The sequence below is a fragment of the Pseudogulbenkiania ferrooxidans 2002 genome (genome assembly GCF_000174355.1).
Lineage (GTDB): Bacteria > Pseudomonadota > Gammaproteobacteria > Burkholderiales > Chromobacteriaceae > Pseudogulbenkiania > Pseudogulbenkiania ferrooxidans.
On record NZ_ACIS01000018.1, the window covers coordinates 1 to 18,110 of the forward strand.

Here is an 18,110-nt window from a genome sequence, read left to right on the forward strand (position 1 = left end):
CCAGCACCGACGGTACCGCGAGCAAGGTCGTGACCATCACCATCAACGGTGCCAACGACTCCGCCAGCATGAGTGGCGACCAGGCTGGCACGTTGAGCGAGGACAGTGTCACGCCGGCCACCGGCACGCTGACGGTGAGCGACGTCGACGACGGCCAGGCGCACACCCAGACCGCCAGCAATCAAGCCAGCACACTGGGCTACTACTCGGTGGATGTGGACGGCAACTGGAGCTACGTGGTCGACAACGCGGCGGTGCAGCACCTGGCCGCCGGCACCAGCACCACCGACAGCTTTACCGTCACCAGCACCGACGGTACCGCGAGCAAGGTCGTGACCATCACCATCAACGGTGCCAACGACTCCGCCAGCATGAGTGGCGACCAGGCTGGCACGTTGAGCGAGGACAGTGTCACGCCGGCCACCGGCACGCTGACGGTGAGCGACGTCGACGACGGCCAGGCGCACACCCAGACCGCCAGCAATCAAGCCAGCACACTGGGCCACTACTCGGTGGATGTGGACGGCAACTGGAGCTACGTGGTCGACAACGCGGCGGTGCAGCACCTGGCCGCCGGCGCCAGCACCACCGACAGCTTCACTGTCACCAGCACCGACGGTACCGCGAGCAAGGTCGTGACCATCACCATCAACGGTGCCAACGACTCCGCCAGCATGAGTGGCGACCAGGCTGGCACGTTGAGCGAGGACAGTGTCACGCCGGCCACCGGCACGCTGACGGTGAGCGACGTCGACGACGGCCAGGCGCACACCCAGACCGCCAGCAATCAAGCCAGCACACTGGGCTACTACTCGGTGGATGTGGACGGCAACTGGAGCTACGTGGTCGACAATGCGGCGGTGCAGCACCTGGCCGCCGGCGCCAGCACCACCGACAGCTTCACTGTCACCAGCACCGACGGTACCGCGAGCAAGGTCGTGACCATCACCATCAACGGTGCCAACGACTCCGCCAGCATGAGTGGCGACCAGGCTGGCACGTTGAGCGAGGACAGTGTCACGCCGGCCACCGGCACGCTGACGGTGAGCGACGTCGACGACGGCCAGGCGCACACCCAGACCGCCAGCAATCAAGCCAGCACACTGGGCCACTACTCGGTGGATGTGGACGGCAACTGGAGCTACGTGGTCGACAACGCGGCGGTGCAGCACCTGGCCGCCGGCGCCAGCACCACCGACAGCTTCACTGTCACCAGTGCCGACGGCACCGCCAGCCAGCTGGTGATCGTCACCATCACCGGCAGCAACGACGCCGCCACCATCACGACCTCGGCTTCCGAAGACACCTCGGTCACCGAGGCGGGCAGCGGTGTGGCTGGCGACCCCAGCGCCGGCGGCCAGCTGACGGTGCACGATGTCGACAGCGGCGAAGCCCACTTCCAGACCCCGGTCAGTCTCGCCGGAACCTACGGCGACTTCAGCTTCAACGCCAGCACCGGGGTATGGAGCTATGCCCTGGACGATACCCGACCTGCGACCGACGCCTTGGCCTCGGGCAGCGTGGTGCACGACACGCTGACGGTCAAATCGTTTGACGGGAGCGCCAGCTATACCATCGACGTCGCCGTCAACGGCAGCAACGATAGTGTCAATCATGCTCCGACCTACATCGTGTTGAGCATGGCCGAGCCGGGGGGGAACGCCCTACCCGGAGCTGGGGCTGTACTTGGCACGCTGTCCACAATCGACGTCGATAGCGGCGATACGTTTACGTATTCGCTGATGTCCAGCAGCACGCTGTCGGGTAGCGCCGCCAGTTTTTCCATCAGCGGCAATTCACTGAGTACCGGCAGCGGCCTTGCCTCTAATTCGGTGTACCAGCTGGATATCCAGACCACCGATTCTGCCTCGGCGACCTATCACGAAGTCTTCAACATCATCACGGGCACCAATGCTCAGGGGCAAGTGACGGGCGATGATAGCTCCCTGCCGTCCGGCGGCGGCACGAATTCCATCCTGATCGGGGATGACGTGCTGTATGGCAGCGGCGGCAACGATGTGATGTTTGGCGGCTCGGGCAACGATACCCTGTTCGGCCAGAACGGGAACGACGTGCTGTATGGCGGGGCGGGCAACGATACCCTGAGCGGTGGCAACCAGGCTGACCGGTTCGTGTTCCTTGCCTCGGATAATGGCGGGACCGACACCATCACCAATTTTACGGCGACGGGTGCCAACGCCGACACGTTGGATATCTCTGACTTGCTGATCAACTACAACCCGGCAACGCCCAGCACCTTCATCCATTTCACCGAGAGCGGTGGCAATACCATCGTCAGTGTGGATCGCGATGGCAGCGGTGGCAGCTACGGTTTTCAGGATGTCGCCATCCTGAATGGGGTGACGGGTCTGAACATGAATGACATGCTGACATCAGGCAAACTGGATGTGCTGCCCTGAGTTCGCCTCCATCGAGCGAGCCACGATGGGGAAAGTGAGGGGGCCGCTGGCTCTACCGGGTGCTACAACACAAGCAGGATGGCGTCGCGCGCCGCAAGGCGTGCGGCGTGCCCGCATGTGGTGGCTGGCCGCTCTGGCCGGTGTGGCGATGGAGGTAGGGGCGATGGGACTGCAGCTGACCTCCCCGGCGTTTGCGCCGGGGGCGAGCGTGCCGGCGCGTTATACCTGCGACGGGGTGGATGTCTCGCCGCCGCTGGCGTGGCAGGGCGCACCCGCCGGCACGCGCTCGTTCGTGCTGATCGTCGACGATCCGGACGCACCGGACCCGGCGGCGCCGAAGATGACCTGGGTGCATTGGGTGCTGTACAACCTGCCGCCGGATCGCCACGAGTTGGCCGAAGACGCCTCGCAGCATCTGCCGCCGCAGGTCGGGCAAGGGTTGAACGACTGGCAGCGCACCGGCTGGGGCGGGCCGTGTCCGCCGATCGGGCAGCACCGTTATTTCTTCAAGCTCTACGCCCTCGACACGGTACTGCCGGATCTGGGGCATCCCACCAAGCATCGGCTGGAGCAGGCGCTGCAGGGCCATGTGCTGGGCGAGGCGCAGCTGATCGGGGTGTATCGCCGGCCATGAGCGCGGGCGGTGCCGCTCTGCGTCACCGGCTCTGCCGTACTGGAGCGGTGAGTTCGCGCCGTTTCCGCTTGCACCCCATTGTGTTTCTTCCCGCTCCCGCGACATACTGCGGTCATTTTCGCCCGCCATTCTTGGCGGGTAACGACCGCAGAGGACGGCATGCCGAATAGTTTGAACCGAACCGACCCCGTCGAGCTGGCCAGCTACCTGCTGGCCGGCACGGCGTTGTATGTCGTGCTGCAGTTTCACTTGCTGGCAGCCCTGATCGCCGGCTTGCTGGTGCACGAGCTGGTGGCGCTGGCGGCGTCTCAGGCGCATCTCAACCGCATGGCCGGGCATCGTGCCCGCGCCGTGGCGGTGCTGCTGTTGTCCATTCTCATCATCCTGCTGTTGGTCGGCTTCTCGTTCGGCGTGATGTCGATCTTTCACGGCGAGACCGGGGCGGTGCCGGCCATCCTGCAGAAATCGGGTGAGATCGCGGTGCTGCTGCGCCAGCAACTGCCGGGCTGGCTGGCCGAGCATCTGCCGAACAACAGCGACGAACTGAAGAACATGGTGAGCCGTTGGCTGACCCAGCACCTCGAGGAGCTGCGCCTGGTCGGCGGGGCCGCCGGCCGGGGCGCGGTGCTGGTGCTGATTGGCATGGTGATCGGGGCGATGGTGGCGCTGTCCGAATCGCTGCACCGTGAGGGCAGCGGGTCGCTGGCGCTGGCGCTGGTGCGCCGGACGACCTGCCTGGCCGCGTCGTTCCGCAAGGTGGTGTTCGCGCAGGTGCGCATCGCCGCGCTCAACGCCTTCCTGACCTGGTTGTTCCTGGGAGTGGCCTTGCCCCTGGCCGGTACACCGTTACCGCTGACCAAGACCCTGATCGCCATCACCTTTCTGGTCGGGCTGCTGCCGGTGATCGGCAACCTGATCTCCAATACCATGATCGTGGTGGTGGCGATGTCGCAGTCGCTCGGCCTGGCGGTGGCGGCGCTGGTCTTCCTGGTGGTGATCCACAAGCTGGAATACTTTCTCAACGCCCGCATTGTCGGTTCGCGCATCCAGGCGCGTTCCTGGGAAATCTTGCTGGCGATGATCGTGCTGGAAGCGGTGTTCGGCCTCCCCGGCGTGATCGCGGCGCCGATCTATTACGCCTACCTGAAGGCCGAGCTGAAGGCCATGGGCCTGGTTTGACAGACAGAAACAAAAAACCGGGCAGTCACCACTGCCCGGTTTTTGCATGGGTTTTCGGCCAACGTTGGCCGAAGTAGCGACCCATTGCTTGGCGCCTAGCCCAGTAGGCGAGCGAGCCAAGGCTGGTTAAGTGCGGCCGGAGCGCAGGAACCGCCATGTGCAGGTAGTACATGAGGAACATAGCCAAGCGAATCTTCCAGTGGGATTCGCATGCGCAGAGCACCGCCCCCACTCAAGATGCGAAGGCCTAGCCGCCTAATGAGATAGGCGGTTACCACAGCACCTTCACCGCCTGGTCGCCCAGCCAGTCCTGCAGCGCCAGCAGCAGGCCGTCGTCCAGGCGCACCCCCCATTCCGGCGGCAGCAGCAGATCGCCCTTGGCCAGTCCGTTGTTGTAGCTCAGTCGCACCGGGCAGCCGGCGTCTTCGCTGCGGAACGGGCCCAGCGTGGTGCGCAGCCGCGCCACGTCGGCGTTGCCGTTGATTTGCAGCGCCAGGCTGCGGGCGTAGCGGCTGCGTGCCTCGCCCAGCTCGTAAATCTTGTCGGCGATGATCCGCAGGCCGCCGTTGAAACTGTCCTCGCTCACCTTGCCCTCGATCACCAGCACCGTGTCTTCGCGTAGCTTGGCGCGGTTGGCGTCGAAGCTTTCCGAGAACACGCTGACCTCGCGCTTGGCACTGCCGTCGTCGAGCTGGATGAACGCCATCTTGCCGCGGTTGCCGACCTTGGTGCGCAGGCCGGTGACGAAGCCGGCGATCAGCTGCGGCTCCTTGCGCGGCGTGATGCGCGACAGCGGGGTCTTGATGAAGCCGCGCACCTCCTTCTCGTAGGCCGAGAACGGGTGGCCGGAGAGGTAGTAGCCGATGGCGAGCTTTTCTTCGGCCAACTGTACCGCCGGCGGCCACGGCTTGACCTCGACCATCTCCACGGTCGGCGCGCTGTCGGCGTCGAACATGTCGAACAGCCCGCCCTGATTGGCGTTGGCCGCTTCCTGCTCGGCCGCCTCCATGGCGAGGCCGACGTTGGCGAACAGCTTGGCCCGGTTGGGTTCGATCGCGTCGAAGGCCCCGGCGCGGATCAGCGACTCGATGGTGCGCTTGTTGACGGTGCGCTTGTCGGTGCGGCGGCAGAAATCGAACAGGTCGGTGAACGGCCCACCCTCCTGGCGCACCGCGACGATATGCTCCACCGCCGCCTCGCCGGTGCCCTTGACCGCGCCCAGCGCGTAGCGGATATGCTGGCGATCCACCGGCACGAAACGGTAGAAGCTCTCGTTGACGTCGGGCGGCAGGAACTTCAGCTTGTTGGCGATCGAATCGTCGTAGAACACCTTGAGCTGGTCGGTGTTGTCCAGTTCCGACGACATGGTGGCCGCCATGAACGCCGCGCAGTGGTGCGCCTTGAGCCAGGCGGTCTGGTACGACACCACGGCGTAGGCGGCGGTGTGCGACTTGTTGAAGCCGTACTCGGCGAACTTGGCCATCAGGTCGAACAGCTGTTCGGCCAACTTCGGGTCGTAGCCCTTGGCGGCGGCGCCCTGCGCGATCTTGCCGCGGTGCTCGGCCATCTCCTCCGGCTTCTTCTTGCCCATCGCACGGCGCAGCATGTCGGCGCCGCCCAGGGTGTAGCCGCCGATGATCTGCGAGATCTGCATCACCTGTTCCTGATACACGATCACGCCGTAGGTCGGTTCGAGACACGCGGTCAGGTCAGGGTGGAAGTAATCGACCTCCTGCTTGCCGGCCTTGCGCAGGATGAAGTCGTCCACCATGCCCGAGCCGAGCGGACCCGGACGGTACAGCGCCAGCACGGCGATGATGTCTTCGAAACGGTCGGGCTTGAGCTTTTCCAAGAGCCGTTTCATACCGTCCGATTCGAGCTGGAACACCGCCGTGGTGTTGGCCTTCTGCAGGATCTGGTAGGCGGCCGGGTCGGTGAACTCGAGCAGGTTGAGATCGGTGTCGAAGGCCGGATCGAGCGCCTTGATGTACTTGACCGCGAGGTCGATGATGGTGAGGTTGCGCAGACCCAGAAAGTCGAACTTCACCAGGCCGATCTGCTCGACGTCGTCCTTGTCCAGCATCGAGACCGGCACAGCGTCGTCGCCGGCCGCCTGGTACACCGGGCAGAAGTCGGTGATCTTGCCCGGTGCGATCAGCACGCCGCCGGCGTGCATGCCGATGCCGCGCGTCAGGCCTTCCAGCTTCTTCGCCAGTTCCCACAGCTCGCGCAGTTCTTCCTCGTTCTCCAGCCGTTCTTTCAGAATCGGCTCCATCTCGACCGCGTCGTCCAGCGAGTACTGCTTGCCCGGTGCCGCCGGGATCAGCTTGGAAACGCCGTCGCAGAACATGTAGGGCAGGTCGAGCACGCGGCCGACGTCGCGCACCACGGCCTTGGCCGCCATGGTGCCGAAGGTGGCGATCTGGCTCACCGCCTCGGCGCCGTACTTCTGGCGCACGTACTCGATCACGCGGTAGCGGTTGTCCTGGCAGAAGTCGACGTCGAAGTCAGGCATCGACACCCGTTCCGGGTTGAGGAAGCGTTCGAACAGCAGGGCGTAGGCCAGCGGGTCGATGTCGGTGATGCCGAGGCTGAACGCCACCAGCGAGCCGGCGCCGGAACCTCGCCCCGGGCCCACCGGGCAGCCGTTGTTCTTGGCCCAGACGATGAAGTCGGCCACGATCAGGAAGTAGCCGGGGAAGCCCATCTGGACGATGGTGTCGCACTCGATTTTCAGGCGCGCGTCGTAGCGCGGGCGCTCGGCGGCACGGACCTCCGGGTCGGGGTAGAGCTTCTCCAGCCGCGTCTCCAGACCCTCCTTGGACAGGTGGACCAGGTAGTCGTCCAGCGTCATGCCTTCGGGGGTGGGGAAGTCCGGCAGGTAGTTCTTGCCCAGCTGCACCGTGATGTTGCAGCGGCGCGCGATTTCCACCGAATTCTCCAGCGCTTCCGGGATGTCGTGGAAGCGCTCGATCATCTCCTCGGTCGACAGGAAATACTGGCATTCGGCGAAATTCTTCGGCCGGCGCTTGTCGCCCAGGGTGTAGCCCTCGGCGATGCACACCCGCGCTTCGTGCGCCTTGAAGTCGTCCGGATCCATGAACTGGATCGGATGCGTCGCCACCACCGGCAGCCCGGTCTCGCCGGCGAGCCACAGGGTCTGCTGCACCACGCCCTCGATCTGCGGATTGTCGAGGCGCTGCACTTCCAGGTAGAAGTTGTCGGGGAACAGCCCGGCCCAGTAGCGTGCGCGCCGCTCCGCCACGTCGCGCTGGCCGTTGGCGAGCGCCATGCCGACATCGCCCAGATGCGCGCCGGAGAGGCAGATCAGCTGGCTGTTGTCGCCGTTTTCCAGCCACTCGCGCTTGAGTTCGGCACGGCCGCGGTACTGGTTATGCAGCACCGCCTGCGTCAACAGATCGCACAGCCGCAGGTAGCCGGCGCGGTTCTTGGCGGTGAGCAGCAGGCGAGAGGGCTTGTCGCGGTCGTCGTCGTTGCTGATCAGCGCATCGACCGAAACGATGGGCTTGATGCCGTTGCCGCGGCAGGCCTTGTAGAACTTGACCATGCCGAACAGGTTCATCAGATCGGACATGCCGATGGCCGGCATGCCGTGCTGCTTGGCGCGCTTGACGGCGTCGTCCAGACGCACGATGCCGTCGTAGACGGAGAATTCGGAGTGGAGTCGCAGGTGGACGAAACGGGGAGGATTCATCCCGGCATTTTAGCCGTTGCCGGGGCGCGGCACCATCGTGGCAAGACCGTGAGGTTGGCCGAAGACCGCGGCCAGCCCGGCGCGCTCAGTGATCCTTCGGCTTCATCGCGGCCAGTCCGGCCTTCTGCATCTCCAGGGCCTTGATCTGCATCGACAGCATGCCCAGATTCATCGTCAGCCAGCCTTCCACGACGCGCAGCTCGGCCATCTTGCGGTCGATTTCCTCTTCGGTCAGCGGCGGCATGAAGGGCTGGGCGGAGGAGGGGGCGGCGTTCTGCCAGAACTGGCGGAACATGGCGAAGGGATCGGCAGGATTGAAGTCGGCGCTCATGGGGGCTCCTGAATGACAAAAACAAAAACGGGCGACATTACGTCGCCCGTTCAGTATAAGCCAGTTGAACCCGATTAGTTCTTGCAGGCCACCTGCGCATCCACGGCAGCCAGGGCGACCATGTTGACGATGCGGCGTACCGACGAGATCTGGGTCAGGATGTGGACCGGCTTCGACATACCCATCAGGATCGGGCCGATGGTCACGCCATCCGACGCCGACACGCGCAGCAGGTTGTACGAGATGTTGGCGGCTTCCACGTTCGGCATCACCAGCAGGTTGGCCGCGCCCTTGAGCGTGCTGTCCGGCATCGCCTGGTTGCGGATGGCTTCCACCAGCGCCGCGTCACCCTGCATTTCGCCATCCACTTCCAGCTCAGGCTGGGCTTCCTGGATCAGCGCCAGCGCTTCGCGCATCTTGCCGGCCGATTCGATGCCGCTGGTGCCGAAGCTGGAGTTCGACAGCAGCGCCACCTTCGGCGCGATACCGAAGCGCTTCACCGACTCGGCCGCCATGGCGGTGATCTCGGCCAGCTGTTCGGCGCTCGGGTTCGGGTTGACGTAGGTGTCGGTGATGAAGATGTTGCCAGTCGGCAGCATCAGCGCGTTCATCGCGCCGGCCACTTTCTTCTCGTTGGCGTAGCCCAGCACGTTCTCGACGATCTCGAAGTGCTGACGATAGGCACCGTAGGTACCGCAGATCAGCGCATCGGCCTCGCCGCGACGCACCATCAGCGCGCCGATCAGCGTGGTGTTGCCGATCACGCGGCGACGAGCCTGTTCCTGGCTCACGCCCTTGCGCTTCATCAGCTGGTAGTACTCTTTCCAGTACTCGTTGAAGCGCGGGTCGGATTCGTTGTTGACCAGCTCGAAGTCCTTGCCCGGGGTCATCTTCAGGCCGAGACGCTCGATACGCTTCTCGATCACGGACGGACGGCCGATCAGGATCGGGAAGGCCAGACCCTGCGACACGATTTCCTGGGTGGCGTGCAGCACGCGCTCGTCCTCGCCCTCGGCCAGCACGACGCGCTTCTTGTCGGTCTTGGCCTGCGAGAACACCGGCTTCATGAACAGGTTGGTCTTGTAGACGAACTGGGCCAGCTGCTCGACGTAGGCGTCGAAGTCGGCGATCGGGCGGGTGGCCACGCCGGAATCCATGGCCGCCTTGGCCACGGCCGGGGCGATCTTGACGATCAGGCGCGGATCGAACGGCTTCGGAATCACGTATTCCGGGCCGAACGACAGCTCCTGGTCGCCGTAAGCCGACGCCACCACGTCGCTCTGTTCGGCCATGGCCAGGTCGGCGATGGCGCGCACGGTGGCGAGCTTCATCTCTTCGTTGATGGTGGTGGCGCCCACGTCCAGCGCACCGCGGAAGATGAACGGGAAGCACAGGACGTTGTTGACCTGGTTCGGGTAGTCGGAACGGCCGGTGCCGATGATGGCGTCCGGGCGGACTTCCTTCACCAGCGGCGGCAGGATTTCCGGTTCCGGGTTGGCCATGGCCAGGATCACCGGGTGAGCCGCCATCGACTTCACCATCTCCTGGGTCACCAGCTTGGGACCGGACAGGCCCATGAAGATGTCGGCGCCGACCATGGCGTCCGCCAGTTTGCGCTGACCGTTGTCCTTGATGGCGAAGCGCTTCTTCGATTCGTCCATCTTCTCATCGCGGCCCTCGTAGATCACACCCTTCGAGTCGCACACGGTGATGTTTTCGCGCTTCACGCCCAGCGCCACCTGCAGTTCCAGGCAGGCGATGGCGGCTGCGCCGGCACCGGAAGCCACGACGCGCACCTTGGAGATGTCCTTGTTCACCAGACGCAGCGAGTTCAGTACGGCGGCGGCAGCCACGATGGCGGTGCCGTGCTGGTCGTCGTGGAACACCGGAATGCCCATGCGCTCGCGGCACTTCTTCTCGATGTAGAAGCACTCCGGCGCCTTGATGTCTTCCAGGTTGATGCCGCCGAAAGTCGGCTCCATCGAGCAGATGATGTCGACCAGCTTGTCCGGGTCGTTTTCATTCAGCTCGATGTCGAACACGTCGACACCGGCAAATTTCTTGAACAGCACCCCCTTGCCTTCCATCACCGGCTTGCCGGCCAAGGGGCCGATGTTACCCAGGCCCAGTACGGCGGTACCGTTGGTGATCACGGCGACAAGGTTGCCGCGCGCGGTGTACTTGTAGGCGTTCAGCGGGTCTTCAACGATGGCGTCACACGGTGCAGCCACGCCCGGCGAGTAGGCCAGGGCCAGGTCGCGCTGGGTGGCCAGCGGCTTGGTCGGGGAAACCTGGATTTTGCCCGGCTGCGGGAACTGGTGGAAATCGAGTGCGTTTTGACGCAATTGCTCATCCATCTGGGAGCTCCTGATTTTCTTAGGTATCTTTAAGGGGGTGTGTGTCGTGTCGTGTGGTCCGACATTATAAGGGCACTAGGGCTAACCCTGTAAACGGGATGTAGTGACGCCATGCAAATACGCGATGGAGAGGCCTCCATCGCGTTGTCAGACAAAATACAATTTACATCTTACATCATGCCGAGGGTCTTAGGCAGCCACAGCGAGATCGCCGGCACGTAGGTCACCAGGCCGAGGAAGACCAGCATGGTCAGGAGCCACGGCCACACCGCCACGGTGAGTTCGGTGATGCCCATCTTGGTGATGCCCGAGGCCACGTACAGGTTCAGGCCCACCGGCGGGTGACACATGCCCACCTCCATGTTGACCACGATCAGGATGCCGAAGTGCACCGGGTCGATGCCCAGCTGCACCGCCACCGGGAACAGGATCGGCGCCATGATCAGGATGATCGACGACGGCTCCATCACGTTGCCTGCCAGCAGCAGCAGGATGTTCACCATCAGCAGGAAGGCGATCGGACCGAAGCCCATGTCGATCAGCCAGCTCGCCATCGCCTGCGGTACGCCCTCTGAGGTCATCAGGAACGAGAACAGCACGGCGTTGGTGATGATGTAGAGCAGCATCGCCGACATGCTGGCCGAATCCAGCAGCACCTTCGGCACCTGTTTCAGGTTCAGGTCCTTGTAGATGAACACGGCCACGATGAAGGCGTATACGGCGGACACGGCGGCCGCTTCGGTCGGGGTGAAGATGCCGCTGTAGATACCGCCGATCACCAGCACGATCAGCGACAGGCCCCAGAAGCTCTCGCGCAGCGCCTTCATGCGTTGGGCGAAGCTCGCCTTGGGCAGACGCGGGTAGTTGTTCTTGCGGGCACGGTACCAAGTGGTGACACCCAGCGAGGTCGCCAGCATGATCCCCGGCACCACGCCGGCCATGAACAGCTGGCCCACCGAGGTGTTGGTGGCGACCGAGAACATCACCATGGCGATGGACGGCGGGATCAGGATGCCCAGTGCGCCCGAGGTGGTGATCACACCGGCGCCGAACTTATTCGGGAAGCCCTGCTTCACCATGGCGGGCAGGATGATCGAACCAATGGCTACCACGCAGGCCGGGCTGGAACCCGAAATCGCGGCGAACAGAGCGCAGGCCAGCACGCCGGCCAGGCCCAGGCCGCCATGCCAGTGTCCCACCATGCTCGAGGCAAAGTTGATCATGCGCCTCGCCACCCCGCCGTGGGTGAGGAAGTTACCGGCGAGGATGAAGAAGGGAATCGCCATGATCTCGAACTTCTCGATACCGGTGAACAGCTTCAGCGCCACCGACTCGATCGGCACCTGGGTCATGGTGAACAGGAAGGTCAGCACGGTCAGGCCCAGCGAAATCGAGATGGGCATGCCGGTGATCATGAGGGCGATCAACAGCCCGAAGAGAATCAGTGTGCTCATTTTTTCACCCCATGCTGCTGCAGGTCTTGCGGGTGGAGGTTCTCCTCCACGACGTCCCAGTCGGCTTTTGCCGTTTCGTCATCCATGCCTTCGACGTGGGCGTGGTCGTGCTTGGGCAGAACGCCGGTCTTGATGAACGACACGGTCACCTGCAGGAAGCGGAAGCACATCAGATAAGAACCGCAGGGCACCGCGAGGTAGACCAGCCACATCGGCAGTTCCAGGTCGGCCGAGGTCTGACCGGTATGGGCGATTTCCCAGACGAAGCTGGCGCCCAGGGTACCGACGGTGCCGGTGAACAGGGCGCCGGCCAACAGGCCGAACACGATGAACTTGCCGCGTACGCGTTCGCTCAGGCGGTTGATCAGCACGTCGACGCCGACGTGGATGCCGGTACGCACGCCGTAGGCGGCGCCGAACTTGGCCATCCAGACGAACAGATAGATGGTCAGTTCCTGTGCCCAGGACATGTTGACCTTGCTGAAGATGGGGTTCAGCAGTTCAACGCCCGAACCGTAGCGATGGACCACCGCGGCAAACGTTACCAGGGTCGCCACGCCGATAAGAACGGAAATGATCCATTCCTCAAGGTGGTCGAGAAGTTTCAGCATTGAGTATCTCCCGATAGATCAGAAAAAAAGCGCCCTGCCTGGTCAAGCAGGGCGCTCTTGGGCATGGTTACTTGGGAGCGACGTAGCCGGTTTCTTTTTCCACTGCCTTGAGTAGATCCTTGCCGACACGGTCGGCCATCTTCTCGTGCACCACCTGCAAGGTTTTCTTGAACGCGGCCTTTTCGGCCGGCGTCGGGGTGTAGACCTGGGTCTTGCCGGAGGCCTTGATCGCGGCAATCGCCTTGTCGGTATCCTGCTTGGCCAGTTGCAGTTCGTACTTGGTGGCGTCCTTCATGGCGCCTTCCAGGGTGGTGCGAACATCCGCCGGCAGGCCGTCCCAGAATTTCTTGTTCACCACCACGGCGTAGCCGAGATAGCCGTGACCGGTCAGGGTCAGGTTCTTCTGCACCTCATAGGCTTTGCTGGTATAGAGGTTGGACGGCTCGAGCTCGGTGCCGTCCACTACGCCGGTCTGCAGCGCCTGGTACACCTCGGAGAACGCCATCACCTGCGGCAGGGCGCCCAGCGTGCGCATCTCTTCTTCCAGTACCTTCGAGCCCTGGATTCGGATCTTGGTACCCTTGAGGTCGGCCGGGGTGCGGATCGGCTTGTTGGACGAGAAGTTCTTGAAGCCGTTGTCCCAGTAGGCCAGGCCCTTGATGCCCTTGCTTTCCAGCTTGCCGAACAGCTGTTGGCCGATGGCACCCTGGGTCACTTTGTGAACTTCGTCGTAGTTGTCGAACAGGTAGGGCAGGTCGAACGCCTCGAATTCCTTCACGCCCATCGGGCCGAACTTGGCCAGGCTCGGGGCCAGCATTTGCACCGCGCCCAGTTGCAGGGCTTCCAGTTCTTCCTTGTCCTTGTAGAGCTGGCTGTTCGGGTAGACTTGTACCGAAACCTTGCCCTTGGTGCGCTCTTCGGCCAACTTCTTGAAGTACTCGGCCGCCTTACCCTTCGGGGTGTCCTGGGCGACGACGTGGCTGAACTTGATGACGATTTGGCCGGCGGCGTGGGCCATGCCGGTCATGCCGAAGGTGGCACCGATAACCAGAGCGGCAATTTTCAGTTTCATTGAAAGTGTCTCCATGAGATGCGTCGATTTTATGAATGCAGCCCTTGTTGTCGGGCCGTCATTACGGTGTAAAGTAGAAGGCAAGCCGTTCCCGATCCATTGGGGAATTCAGCATTAGGGAAATCCCTTACCCCTTTGTCATTGCCCCGAGCCATGCCCAAATCCCGCTCTCCGCGTTTCCTGCTGCTGACCACCGTTGGCTCCCTGCTGGCCCTGATCACGGCCTTGTCCGGCATCGTCTACCTGGTGTATCGCGACTGGATGGAAGGGCAGCGGGACAGTCTCATCCAGGAGGTGCTGTGGCTCGATCAGTCGTTGCGGCTGCACCTGGAAACGCATCGGGAGTGGGCCGAGAATGCGGCCAACGATGTGTCGGGGCTGCGCATCAACGGTTACCAGTTCCAGCAGAGTGCCCGCCTGTTGCTGCGCGAGAACCCCGAGCTGCTCGAAGCGGAGCGGGTGGATGCGCGTGGACGCATCCTGTGGGATACCCGCCGCGTCAACCTGCCTGGCGATGTGCTGAGCGGGGCGGCCCATGATGCTTTGTGGCGTGCCAGCAAGCTGATGCGGGCGGCCTACGGTGAGGCCTATCGGGGGCGGGACGGCAAGTACCGCTTCGACATGGCCGTGCCCATCATCGTCGAAGGCGAGTACGTCGGGGGCATTCGTCTGGTCTATCAGATGGAGGGGCTGCTGTATAACCAGGTGCCATGGTGGATCGCTTCCAAGTACCTGATCAGTATCCAGGACCTCGGGGGAAAAGTGCTGGCCAGCCGTTTCGACGAGGCCGAGCAGCCGGGCACGCTGCAGTATCAGATCAGTTTCGACCCTCCCGGCCACGGACTGACCCTGCGCGCGGTGGAGTATCGCAGTGCGATGGGACTGACCCTGCCGGTGCTGGTGGTGGCGGTGGTCACCCTGGTGCTGGCGCTGCTGTATTCGGTATGGCGCATCCGGCGCCACATCCGCGAACGCTCGGCGGCGGAGCGGGCACTGGAGCTGGAAATGTCCCTGCGCCAGGCGATGGAAGACAGTATGAAAAGCGGCCTGATGGCGCTGAGCGCGAGCGGCGAGATCGTCCGCGTCAACCGGGCGTTCTGTGCCATGTCCGGCTTCAGCGAGAACGAGCTGGTCGGGCAGTCGCCACCGCACAGTTTCTGGCCCACGAACGAATACCCCTTGCTGCACGACACCATCGCCGCCGTGTTGCGAGGGTTCCAGCCGGAACACGGATTCGAAGTCCCCTTCGTCACCAAGAACGGCGAAGCCTTCGAAGTCCGTCTCTTTGCCACCCCGCTCGTGGAGCGCGATGGCAGCCAGCGCGGCTGGATCTGCTCAATGTACGACATCACCGAACTGAAGAAAAAGCGCCTGGCGCTCAACGCGTCGCACCAGCGCTTCCTCACGGTGCTGAACGGGCTGGACGCCGGCGTGTGCGTCACCGACAAAGGTGGGAGCCAGCTACTCTACGCCAACCCGACCTTCAGCCACTTGTGGATGAAGGACGAGCCCGATGCCGACTGCTGCCTGTTGCTGCCACGGCTGCCCGATGGCGACGAAGAGGGGGCAGAGAACCAGCACTTGGAGTTCACCTCGGATGGCGGCAGCAACTGGTTCCAGATCCATCGGCGCCGCATCGAGTGGGTCGACGGTCAGGAGGCCTGGCTGTCTATCCTGACCGACGTCACCGAGCTGCGCCAGCGCGAAGCGCGCGAACGCGCCCAGGAGGAACGTTTCCAGAACACCTCGCGCCTGATCGCCATGGGCGAGATGGCCTCCAGCCTGGCGCATGAGCTGAACCAGCCGCTGTCGGCAATCAATACCTACTCCTCCGGCCTGCAGCGGCGCCTGCCCCCCGATCTCGAACTGCCCAAGGGCGTGCGCGAGGCGATTCAGGCTATCTCCGAGCAGGCGCGTCGCGCCGGGCAGATCGTCAACAGCATCCGTGCCTTCGTGAAGAAGCATGCGCCGCAGCTCGAGCTTGCCGACCCCGCCAAGGTGGTCGGGCGTGCCATCGGCCTGGCCGAACCGATGGTAGTCAAGCACGGCGTCACCCTGCTGCTCCAGCCATCCGAATCGGTTTGTCGTCTGGAAATGGATCCGGTTCTGATCGAGCAGGTGCTGCTCAACCTGATCAAGAACGCCGTCGAGGCCATGCGCGATGCCGAGACGCGCCGGCCGCAGGTGACGGTGCGCTATGGTGCCGATGCCGGCTATTGGCGTGTGGAAGTGGCCGATAATGGCCCGGGGTTGTCCGACAGTATCCGCAGCAACCTGTTTACCCCGTTCTATTCCAGCAAGCCCGATGGGCTCGGTATCGGACTCAACATCTGCCGTTCGATCGTGGAGTTCCATCGCGGACAGTTCGGCGTCGAGCGCTCCGCCGACGGCGGCTGCGCGTTCTGGTTCACTCTGCCGGTGGCTGCGCTGGAGCGGGAACAAAAAACGGCGCCTGCTGGCGCCGTTCGCTGAGGGGGCTGTCCGCCGCTCAGTCCGGTGTCAGCACCGTTTCCTGGCCTTCGGCCAACGTGTCGGGGTAGTCGCGGCTGTAGTGCAGGCCGCGGCTTTCCTTGCGCAACAGCGCCGAACGCACGATCAACTCGGCCGTCTGCACCAGGTTGCGCAACTCGATCAGGTCGTTGCTGATGTGGAAGTTGCTGTAGTACTCGTTGATTTCCACGCTCAACAGCTTGATGCGGTTGAGCGCCCGCTCCAGTCGCTTGTTGGTGCGGACAATGCCGACGTAGTCCCACATCGCGCGGCGCAGTTCGTCCCAGTTGTGCGAGATCACCACTTCCTCGTCCGGGTCGGTCACCTGGCTGTCGTCCCAGTCCGGGATGTCCGGCAACGAGATGCCCGTTGCCGCCAGGATATGCTCGGCCGCCGCCTTGCCGATCACCATGCATTCCAGCAGCGAATTGCTGGCGAGTCGGTTGGCGCCGTGCAGTCCGGTGCAAGCCACTTCGCCCACGGCGTACAGGCCTTCGACGTCGGTGCGGCCCTTCAGGTCGGTCACCAAGCCACCGCAGGTGTAGTGTGCCGCCGGCACCACCGGGATCGGCTGCTGGGTGATGTCGATGCCGAGTTCCAGGCAGTGGGCGTAGATATTGGGGAAGTGTTCCTTGATGAAGCTGGCCGGCTTGTAGGAAATATCCAGATGCACGCAATCCAGGCCATGTTTCTTCATCTCGAAGTCGATGGCGCGCGCCACCACGTCGCGCGGCGCCAGCTCGGCACGCGGATCGTGCTTGGGCATGAAGCGAGTGCCGTCCGGCAGGCGCAGGATGCCGCCTTCGCCACGCACCGCTTCGGAAATCAGGAATGATTTGCTATGCGGGTGGTAGAGGCAGGTTGGGTGGAACTGGATGAACTCCATATTCCCCACCCGGCAGCCGGCACGCCAGCCCATGGCGATGCCGTCGCCGGTCGCGGTATCCGGGTTGGTGGTGTACAGGTACACCTTGCCGGCGCCACCGGAGGCCATAATGGTGTGCTGCGCCGCAATCGTCACCACCTCGTCGGCCTGCTTGGCCAGAGCGTAGGCGCCATACACCCGCTTTCCTTCCAGCCCCAGCTTGGCGGAGGTGATCAGGTCGATCGCAATGTACTCTTCGAGCAGCGTGATGTTCGGATGGGCCTTGATCTTCTGCCCCAGCGTCGTCGTCACCGCCGCACCGGTCGCGTCTGCCGCATGAATGATACGGCGATGGCTATGCCCCCCTTCGCGGGTCAGGTGGTAGCCGGTCTCGTGCGTCTCATCCTTGGTGAAGGGCACCCCCAGCGCAATCAGCCAGTCGATCGCCTCCTTGGAGTGTTCGACAATATAGCGCGTCGTCTCCTCGTTGCAGATGCCGGCGCCGGCGATCAGCGTGTCCTGAATATGTTCCTGTACCGAATCATCGGTATCGAGAACTGCGGCAATGCCGCCCTGAGCGTAGCTGGAACTACCCTCCAGTAGATCCCGCTTGGTGATCAGGCCCACCTTGCGGCGTTCGGCAAGGTGCAAGGCCAGGGTCATGCCGGCCAAGCCACTGCCAATGATAAGAACGTCAAACTTCAGCATAGAGCGTCATCCACCCGAGTGTGAGCGTGTACATAGAATCAAAGGGTCAAGCCTAGCAGAATCGATGCCGTTCGCGCAGCCGACTTGCACGACATAATCGGAGCAGCATGCATCAGCAGGGCCCTATTGATGCGCACACTGACCGCTATTCGTGTCGGGCTGCTTGCCTCATCTTGCGCTGCCCCCTGTGTCGCTCTACCCGTCACGGGTCAGGGGTTGTCGGTGTTTTTATTGGATATCAAAGGCTTACGATTCTTGCGCCTGTTTTCCGTGA

General features: G+C 63.4%; 11 protein-coding genes. 4 read left to right on the top strand and 7 right to left on the bottom strand.

Features of this window, described 5'->3' with window-relative positions:
* From FURADRAFT_RS21280 to FURADRAFT_RS19660, 3 genes are all read left to right on the top strand, one after another.
* On the top strand, positions 1-2,420 hold a 2,420-nt coding region (locus FURADRAFT_RS21280; protein ID WP_008955916.1), incomplete at its 5' end, for a VCBS domain-containing protein.
* A 115-nt stretch (positions 2,421-2,535) separates the two neighbouring features.
* Complete coding sequence (locus FURADRAFT_RS19655; RefSeq protein WP_201441978.1) at positions 2,536-3,054, top strand: YbhB/YbcL family Raf kinase inhibitor-like protein; 519 nt, start codon at positions 2,536-2,538, stop codon at positions 3,052-3,054.
* A gap of 159 nt (positions 3,055-3,213) precedes the next feature.
* Positions 3,214-4,233, top strand: a complete 1,020-nt coding sequence (locus FURADRAFT_RS19660) for an AI-2E family transporter (protein ID WP_008955918.1) — start codon at positions 3,214-3,216, stop codon at positions 4,231-4,233.
* Positions 4,234-4,504: 271 nt separating this feature from the next.
* Here FURADRAFT_RS19660 and dnaE read toward each other — a convergent pair whose 3' ends face one another.
* From dnaE to FURADRAFT_RS19690, 6 genes are all read right to left on the bottom strand, one after another.
* Positions 4,505-7,948 (bottom strand): DNA polymerase III subunit alpha, encoded by a 3,444-nt coding sequence (gene dnaE / locus FURADRAFT_RS19665; protein ID WP_008955919.1) that lies wholly within the window; start codon positions 7,946-7,948, stop codon positions 4,505-4,507.
* An 85-nt stretch (positions 7,949-8,033) separates the two neighbouring features.
* The gene (locus FURADRAFT_RS19670; RefSeq protein WP_008955920.1) at positions 8,034-8,279 is read right to left on the bottom strand and encodes a PhaM family polyhydroxyalkanoate granule multifunctional regulatory protein; all 246 of its coding nucleotides are present in this window, start codon (positions 8,277-8,279) and stop codon (positions 8,034-8,036) included.
* A 74-nt stretch (positions 8,280-8,353) separates the two neighbouring features.
* The gene (locus FURADRAFT_RS19675) at positions 8,354-10,636 is read right to left on the bottom strand and encodes an NADP-dependent malic enzyme (RefSeq protein WP_008955921.1); all 2,283 of its coding nucleotides are present in this window, start codon (positions 10,634-10,636) and stop codon (positions 8,354-8,356) included.
* Positions 10,637-10,806: 170 nt separating this feature from the next.
* Positions 10,807-12,090 carry a TRAP transporter large permease gene (locus tag FURADRAFT_RS19680; RefSeq protein WP_008955922.1) on the bottom strand — a complete coding sequence of 428 codons (1,284 nt, stop codon included), beginning with the start codon at positions 12,088-12,090 and terminating at the stop codon, positions 10,807-10,809.
* A complete protein-coding gene (locus tag FURADRAFT_RS19685; RefSeq protein WP_008955923.1) occupies positions 12,087-12,701 on the bottom strand; it encodes a TRAP transporter small permease in 615 nt (204 codons plus the stop codon). The genes FURADRAFT_RS19680 and FURADRAFT_RS19685 overlap by 4 nt, the downstream gene beginning before the upstream one ends.
* Before the next feature lie 67 nt (positions 12,702-12,768).
* Complete coding sequence (locus FURADRAFT_RS19690; protein WP_008955924.1) at positions 12,769-13,773, bottom strand: TRAP transporter substrate-binding protein; 1,005 nt, start codon at positions 13,771-13,773, stop codon at positions 12,769-12,771.
* A gap of 153 nt (positions 13,774-13,926) precedes the next feature.
* On the opposite strand from FURADRAFT_RS19690, the gene FURADRAFT_RS19695 reads away from it, so the two are divergent.
* Complete coding sequence (locus FURADRAFT_RS19695) at positions 13,927-16,245, top strand: PAS domain S-box protein (RefSeq protein WP_008955925.1); 2,319 nt, start codon at positions 13,927-13,929, stop codon at positions 16,243-16,245.
* Positions 16,246-16,261: 16 nt separating this feature from the next.
* Here FURADRAFT_RS19695 and nadB read toward each other — a convergent pair whose 3' ends face one another.
* Positions 16,262-17,836: an L-aspartate oxidase gene (nadB, locus tag FURADRAFT_RS19700; protein ID WP_008955926.1), complete on the bottom strand. Its 1,575-nt coding sequence runs from the start codon at positions 17,834-17,836 to the stop codon at positions 16,262-16,264.
* Positions 17,837-18,110 lie beyond the last annotated feature (274 nt).